The organism is Microbulbifer sp. 2205BS26-8 (assembly GCF_030731025.1).
GTDB classification, from domain to species: Bacteria; Pseudomonadota; Gammaproteobacteria; order Pseudomonadales; family Cellvibrionaceae; genus Microbulbifer; species Microbulbifer spongiae.
In genome coordinates, this window is sequence record NZ_JAVAMR010000078.1 from 1 (window position 1) to 6,732 (window position 6,732).

The following is a 6,732-nucleotide window of genomic DNA, read 5'->3' on the forward strand; positions in this document are numbered from 1 at the left end:
TTTTCTTTTCCGGGATAGGTGTATTTTTCTGCCTACTTAATAAAGAAAATAGGTTTGTGGTAATCGCGCTATCAGCGGTGTAAGTAAATACATACTCACTTATGCTGCTGCCATTTGCTGTTTGACCTACACAGTTTTTCTTAAAGAAAATACCCTGCTGTAAAAGTACCAGTTGCTTTCTCTGTTGTTGAAAATATCAGACTACAAAGTCAATCCTTCCTGGCGTCTGTGAATACATAAAATCGCGAAAAATCAGCAGGTTCAATCCCCCCGATACCGTTACTTTTGCGTCTTTCCTTGGGAAGAATCTCCCGCTCCCAGGCGCGTAACAATACCGGCTTTTTGCTGACGAGCGTACCGGGGCTGTATGCAGCCTGTCTCGGGTGCCGGGTCTTCTTCCCGCCCGTGCCGGCAATACCCGGTGATACCAGCAGTGCCGGGTAAATGTGGCACAGGGAAGTGCCGCCGCCGGCTGCGGGTTGGTTGTTGCCGAAAAACCGGCGAGCCTGCGCAGTTGCGTCGGTATCGAAAGCGGTGGCAATCCAGCAGGTGAGGGAGCGCGGTTCGATTGTCGGGGTTGATAACCAAAAATAATCGATAACAGAGCAAGTACAGAGAGAAAGAGGAATCAAGATGTTGGATTTTCGCAAGCCGCAAAAAAAGCGGATCGCACAGGCGATTCGCCAGGCGCAGCCAATTAATCATACCGCCCCCCTGTGGTGTAGCGCTGCGGTGGCCTGCCTGGCAATGACCGCCACGCCCGCCATCGCCCAGAGCGACGGAGAGGCCGATAGTAAAGCTATTGAAGAAATCACCGTTACCGCGCAGAAGATAGAAGAGAGCATCCAGGATGTGCCCATCGCTGTATCTGCCATTTCCGGCGACACCATGGGCGACCTGAAAGTAGAGCGCGGTGACGAGTTGGTGCGCGCGGTGCCCAATGTGAATTTCTCCAAGGCCAACTTCAGTACCTACAATTTTGCCATCCGTGGTGTGGGCACCAAGGCTATCTCTGCCAGTACCGACCCGGCAGTGGCGGTGAGCTTCAACAATGCGCCCATGATCCGTAACCGTCTCTATGAGCAGGAATTTTTCGACGTACAGCGGGTGGAGGTGCTGCGCGGCCCGCAAGGTACCCTGTATGGCCGCAACGCCACCGCCGGGGTAGTGAATATGCTGCCGCAGATGCCGACGCCGGAGTTTGAATCGAATATCAAGGGAGAAGTGGGTAGTTATAATACCCGCCGTACCAGCGCTATGCTGAATGTGCCTCTGGGGGACACCCTGGCCATGCGCTTTTCCGGTGCCATGACAAAACGGGACGGCTATGACTACAACGCCTTTACCGATAATGATGTCAATGACCGGGATCTTTACTCCACCCGCGTTATCTTGCAGTGGGAACCCAGTGAAGCTTTTAGTGCAAACCTGATCTGGCAACATTTTGAGGAGGACGACAATCGCTCCCGCACCGGCAAGCAGCTTTGTACCCGAGATCCTGGCCTGGCGATGATCGGTGAAACCGATGTGCCTGAAGCATTACAAGATCAGTTTAGTCAAGGCTGTCTGCCAGACTCTCTCTACGAAGATAATGCCTTTGGTGCACCCAATGCCAATAGTTTTGCCTTTATTCGTGCACCCAGAACCATTGGTGGGTTTTTGGGGATAAAGAGAGACGAATCTTCCCCTATACCCGAATTCATTACCTTTCTAAAGGATATTGATCCTTATAATAGTGTTCAGCAGTCCCGGGATTTGCGGGAGATCAATACCAGCTATGACCCGGTGTTTCGTGCTGAAAACGATGTGGCGCAGTTGAATCTGGAGCTGGCCCTGGGGGATTCGTTGCAGCTCTTTGCCCAATCCACCTATGCCAAGGACGACTACTACAGCTCCCAGGACTACAATCGCTACGTGTCCGATCCAATCTTTAATGATTCCGAGGGCCTATACGGTTTAAACGCAGGTCCTCGTGGTCCGGGAATTACCCCAGGGGGTGTCTATACCGATCCCCAGTTGGGTGCGTCAGACCGTTTGATTGCGGTGGATATCAGCCAGTCGGATAATCGCCAGTGGAGTCACGAGCTGCGCTTGCAGTCCAGTTTTGATGGCCCGTTTAATTTCTCCCTGGGTGCCAACTACCTGGATTTTGAATCCCAGGATGACTACTACGTATTTAACAACCTCTTTACCTATATTGCCGAAATAATCTATAACAAAGTAGATGAGGGGGGGTTTCTTCCAGAACCCGGAACTTGTGAAGAGGATACCCCGGGTGAATGTATCTATGTGGATTATAGTCCGCTGGATCAGTTAAGTGATGATGGCCATAACTACTTTCTTAGCCGCAATCTGGTCAAGACCCGCTCCCGTGCGCTCTTTGGTGAAACCTACTGGCAGATGACGGACGAAGTCAAACTGACTGCCGGCCTGCGGTATACAGAGGACCTTAAAACTGCCACGCCCATTCCCAGCCAGCTGTTACAGGGAACTCAGGTTAGTTACACAACAGGAGAAGAAACATCTGGTCCTGCTTCTGGCGGCAAGGTGCGGCGCGGCTACCCCCAGGGGGAGGATATCGAACAGGAGTGGCAGGAGTATACCGGCCGGCTGGTACTGGACTGGCGTTCCGAGACCCCCTTTACCGACGAAACCCTGTTCTACGTTTCCTATGCCCATGGCTATAAGGGTGGTGGCAGCAATCCGCCGCGAGTGGATATAGACTCGGAAGTCGTGCAATACCAACCGCTGGCCAATACGTTTGATCCGGAATTTGTTAACGCCTTTGAGTTTGGCGTCAAAAATACTATGCTCGATGGCAGCCTGAACCTGAACGCCACTGCTTTCTACTATGACTACAAGGATTACCAGGTCTCGCAGATTGTGGATCGTATTTCATTTAATGAGAACTTTGATACCGAAAGCTGGGGCCTGGAGCTGGAAAGCGCCTGGCAGCTCACTCCCAACACCCGCATGGATTTCAATCTGGGCTATTTAAAAACCCGTATTGTCGATGGAGAGGAATCCATTGATGTAATGAACCGTACGCAGGGTAATGAAGACTGGGTGGTAGTGCGACCCAACTTGCAGGTGCCTTCCAATTGCATCGCGCCACGGCAACTGATTGAGGATCTTCTGAATTCCAGCCGAGAGTTGTCATCACTTCATCTCGGCCAGGTTTGTGCTGGCACAGCACAGTATGGCAGTTTTACAGGCCCCGATGGGCAAGGAAGGGACCTGGCTGCCTCTTACGGACTGGATTACACTTTTAATCCGTTGACCGATGCACCAAACTTCGGTCGTGGCTTTGCCGCCGATCTGAGTGGTAATGAGTTGCCCAATGCGCCGCGTTTTACCGCCAACCTGGGCCTGGAGCATGTGATCCAGGTAATGGATTGGGACCTGAAGCTGCGTGCAGACTACTACCGCCAGGGGGAGAGTTATGCGCGGGTATACAATACCGAGTATGACCGCCTGGAAGACTGGAGCAACCTGAATGTATCGGCCACCTTTACCCAGCCGGAATGGGACTTGCAGATGCAGCTCTATGTAAAGAATGTATTTGACGATGCACCTATTACGGATTTCTTTACCAATAGCGATGATACCGGGCTTAGCGCCAATGTATTTACCCTGGACCCGCGGATTCTGGGTTTTAGCATCTATAAAGGCTTCTAAACATGGAGGTGGTTAAAATCAACTAACCGCTATTGGCCACGGTAACCCTGCCGTGGCCTTTTTCATTCTTTTCCCACCTCTCACCCGAGGGCCTCCGGTTCAGCCTGTTGCTTGACATCAAAAAATAAACCCAACTAGCGATTGGATTGCAGGATCAATTTTAGGTTTTGCCCAACTATTGGCCCTCCCCCCTTGAAGTGGTCCACCCGTATAATTAGGAGACGGAGGACTAAACATGGGAATCAAACATCATAAGCCGGAAGAAATTGTCACGAAGCTGCGGCAGATTGAGGTGCTCTGCGGTCAGGGAATGTCGCGTTTGGATGCGATACGCCAGATGCAAATAACTGAGCAGACGTTCTATCGCTGGCGTAAGCAGTATGGCGGGATGGGAGCCGACCAACTGAAGGAACTCAAGCGACTACAAAAGGAGAATGAGCGGTTGCGCCGAGCAGTATCGGATCTCACACTGGACAAGTTGGTTCTGTCTGAGGCCGCAAAGGGAAACTTTTGAGCCCTTCACGTCGCCGTGCTTGTATTGACCACCTACGAAGTCGATTTCACATTTCTGAGCGTCGAGCGTGCCGTATTTTGGGCCAGCACCGGTCCACGCAAAGGCGCCTGCCTGTTGGCCGTTCCGACGAAAACCGTTTGGTTGCTGACATGGTTGAGCTTGCGCGACAGTACGGTCGATACGGCTATCGCCGGATTGCAGTTTTACTGAGAGATGCAGGCTGGCAAGTGAACAACAAGCGCGTGGAACGACTGTGGCGGCGTGAGGGGCTGAAGGTTCCAATGAAACAACCAAAGAAGGGACGGCTCTGGCTAAATGACGGGTCGTGTGTTCGACTGCGTCCGGAGTATCCGAACCATGTCTGGTCGTATGACTTTGTTCACCATCGGACTAGCGATGGGAAAGCATTCCGAATGCTGAACATCCTGGACGAGTACTCCCGAGAATGCCTGGCAATCTGGGTGAAACGAAAGCTGAACTCAACGGAAGTGATTAATGTATTGACAGACCTGTTCATTTTACGCGGTGTTCCCGCCTATATCCGATCAGACAATGGTCCGGAGTTCGTTGCACAGGTGGTCAGAGACTGGACCACATCTGTTGGCGCAAAGGTGGCTTACATAGAGCCGGGTTCACCCTGGGAGAATGGGACTGTGAAAGCTCCAACGCCCGACTCAGAGACGAGCTTCTAAGCGGTGAAATATTCTATACGTTACAAGAGACGGAAATTATTATTGAGGAGTGGAGGAAGCACTACAACACCAAGCGGCCACACAGTGCCTTGGGCTATCACCCACCGGCCCCAGAAACCACCGTGGAGAAAGAGCCACGGCCAGCTATGCACTAACATTTAAACTGGACCACCTTGGTGGGGCTGATCACTATGGAAAATTAAAGGATATCTGAGGGGAGGGATAAAGTATGCCGTTAAATAGGCATGGAAGATTGCCTGGAGTATCGACGGGAGGTATAGCCATATCAAAGGAAATTTCACCAGTAGCCTGTTCAAATGCACCGGTTAGATCTCCAATACATTCGTATCCACTTGTCCAAACACCCCATAATCTTACATTTTTTATTGTTACCGTCTCTGGATCGTTAGCCGTTAATTCATATGCTAGTGGCCCATGCGGAAAATAAGGTTACGTGATTTGAGTTCGCGTATACTTGCCCCATGGATACTCCTGAGGTTTTTACAATTACCGCTCATGATGCAGCGACCCTGGAAAGCTGGATTCGCAGCACCTCGCTTCAGCAGGGTCAAATTACTCGAGCGAAGATTATCTGGCTCTGTCGGAAGGCATGCCAGTGATGGACGTGGCTGCGGCCCAGCGCGTGTCTCGTAAGACAGTTCACAAGTGGAAGACGCGCTTTATCGAATCGGGCCCGGAGGGTTTGCTTGACCAGGCAAGGCCAGGGCGACCGTCGGTAATTGACGCCGAGATTGTGAACCGTGTTCTCACATTGACGACGAGCCGCATTCCTCATGAGTCTACTCATTGGAGTGTCTCGTTGATGGCGAAGTACGCCGGTGTTACCACATGGCAGGTTAGGCAAATCTGGAACGCTGCAGATCTGAAACCACACCGACTCAGAACCTTCAAGATCAGCAATGACCTGCAGTTTGCTGAGAAAGTGGTGGATATCGTTGGTTTGTATATGGACCCGCCGGACAATGCCTTGGTGCTGTGTGTCGATGAGAAAACCCAGATCCAGGCACTCGATCGCACTCAACCAGGGCTTCCACTTGCCCCGGGGCGCATTGGAAGTCGCACCCACGATTACAAACGCAATGGAACGGCGGCTCTCTTTGCAGCCTTCAATATTCTGACTGGCGAAGTGATTGGTCGCGTCGAGAAAAGATCGCGTTCCAAGGAATTTCTTGCCTTTCTGAAACAGGTCGAGCGGCAGACACCGAAAGACAAGGAGTTGCACATTGTGCTGGATAACCTCAGCGCTCACAAAACCAAAGAAGTCACAGAGTGGGTAGCCAACCAGCCGAGAATTCATTTCCATTTCACGCCCACAAGTGCATCCTGGTTGAACGCCGTCGAAGGATGGTTTGCACAGCTCGAACGGCGGGCTCTTTACCGAGGCATATTTACCGACGTGGCGGACTTGAAGGCCGAGCTGCAGCGATTTATTCGTGTTCATAACCGCGATCTTGCCAAACCATTTAAATGGACAAAGAGCGCCGACACGATACTGGCTTCAGTGCAGCGAGCCAAAAATGTGTTACCTAATTAACCGCATGGCCCACTAGATCCTCAACAACGGTGTAACAAACTCCTCCGATTATAGGCTCAATTGATAAAGAGGTGATAATTGCAGTAGAGCCATCCAGCCATCCGGTACCGGATACTTCAGAAGAACAAGAAAATCGCCATTGTATTTAAAAATAACCTGAGAAGGTAAATTTTCCGGTTGGAGATCAAATTACGCCACTAGTCTGCCCTGAGAAGAAACTTAATAATACCACTAAAGATAATTGATTTATCATGGTGTTGTCTCTAAAAAATAGAATAACTTTCAAAAGGTAA

2 protein-coding genes and 2 pseudogenes are annotated in these 6,732 nt (G+C 51.1%); 3 read left to right on the forward strand and 1 reads right to left on the reverse strand.

What is annotated here, in order from left to right:
- Positions 1-209: 209 nt before the first annotated feature.
- Positions 210-632 (reverse strand): hypothetical protein, encoded by a 423-nt coding sequence (locus tag Q5Y71_RS16175; RefSeq protein WP_306043126.1) that lies wholly within the window; start codon positions 630-632, stop codon positions 210-212.
- Position 633: 1 nt separating this feature from the next.
- On the opposite strand from Q5Y71_RS16175, the gene Q5Y71_RS16180 reads away from it, so the two are divergent.
- The 3 genes and pseudogenes from Q5Y71_RS16180 (at position 634) to Q5Y71_RS16190 (ending at position 6,439) form a co-directional block, all read left to right on the forward strand.
- The gene (locus tag Q5Y71_RS16180; RefSeq protein WP_306043127.1) at positions 634-3,678 is read left to right on the forward strand and encodes a TonB-dependent receptor; all 3,045 of its coding nucleotides are present in this window, start codon (positions 634-636) and stop codon (positions 3,676-3,678) included.
- 235 nt (positions 3,679-3,913) lie between these two features.
- Positions 3,914-5,039 (forward strand): annotated as a pseudogene (locus Q5Y71_RS16185) (IS3 family transposase).
- Between the two features lie 327 nt (positions 5,040-5,366).
- A pseudogene (locus Q5Y71_RS16190) lies at positions 5,367-6,439 on the forward strand (IS630 family transposase).
- Positions 6,440-6,732 lie beyond the last annotated feature (293 nt).